General features: G+C 56.1%; 1 rRNA gene (cut by a window edge). It reads right to left on the reverse strand.

The annotated features are described in order from the left end of the window. Positions 1-23: 23 nt before the first annotated feature. Positions 24-1219 (reverse strand): 23S ribosomal RNA (locus tag ACIP4O_RS30500) (it continues 1374 nt past the right edge of the window).

The following is a 1219-nucleotide window of genomic DNA, read 5'->3' on the forward strand; positions in this document are numbered from 1 at the left end:
CAACACAGTGGACGCGAGCAACTGAGGACAAGCCCTCGGCCTATTAGTACCGGTCAACTCCACCCCTTACAGGGCTTCCATATCCGGCCTATCAACCCAGTCGTCTACTGGGAGCCTTACCCTCTCAAGGAGGTGGGAATACTCATCTCGAAGCAGGCTTCCCGCTTAGATGCTTTCAGCGGTTATCCCTCCCGAACGTAGCCAACCAGCCATGCCCTTGGCAGAACAACTGGCACACCAGAGGTTCGTCCGTCCCGGTCCTCTCGTACTAGGGACAGCCCTTCTCAATATTCCTACGCGCACAGCGGATAGGGACCGAACTGTCTCACGACGTTCTAAACCCAGCTCGCGTACCGCTTTAATGGGCGAACAGCCCAACCCTTGGGACCGACTCCAGCCCCAGGATGCGACGAGCCGACATCGAGGTGCCAAACCATCCCGTCGATATGGACTCTTGGGGAAGATCAGCCTGTTATCCCCGGGGTACCTTTTATCCGTTGAGCGACGGCGCTTCCACAAGCCACCGCCGGATCACTAGTCCCGACTTTCGTCCCTGCTCGACCCGTCGGTCTCACAGTCAAGCTCCCTTGTGCACTTACACTCACCACCTGATTACCAACCAGGCTGAGGGAACCTTTGGGCGCCTCCGTTACTCTTTAGGAGGCAACCGCCCCAGTTAAACTACCCATCAGACACTGTCCCCGATCCGGATCACGGACCCGGGTTAGACATCCAGCACGACCAGAGTGGTATTTCAACAACGACTCCACAACCACTGGCGTGGCCGCTTCACAGTCTCCCACCTATCCTACACAAGCCGAACCGAACACCAATATCAAACTGTAGTAAAGGTCCCGGGGTCTTTCCGTCCTGCTGCGCGAAACGAGCATCTTTACTCGTAATGCAATTTCACCGGGCCTATGGTTGAGACAGTCGAGAAGTCGTTACGCCATTCGTGCAGGTCGGAACTTACCCGACAAGGAATTTCGCTACCTTAGGATGGTTATAGTTACCACCGCCGTTTACTGGCGCTTAAGTTCTCAGCTTCGCCAACCCGAAAGTCAGCTAACCGGTCCCCTTAACGTTCCAGCACCGGGCAGGCGTCAGTCCGTATACATCGCCTTACGGCTTCGCACGGACCTGTGTTTTTAGTAAACAGTCGCTTCTCGCTGGTCTCTGCGGCCACCCCCAGCTCAAGGTGTAAAACCCATCACCAGGC

Source organism: Streptomyces sp. NPDC088923 (assembly GCF_044749745.1).
Classification (GTDB): Bacteria; Actinomycetota; Actinomycetes; order Streptomycetales; family Streptomycetaceae; genus Streptomyces.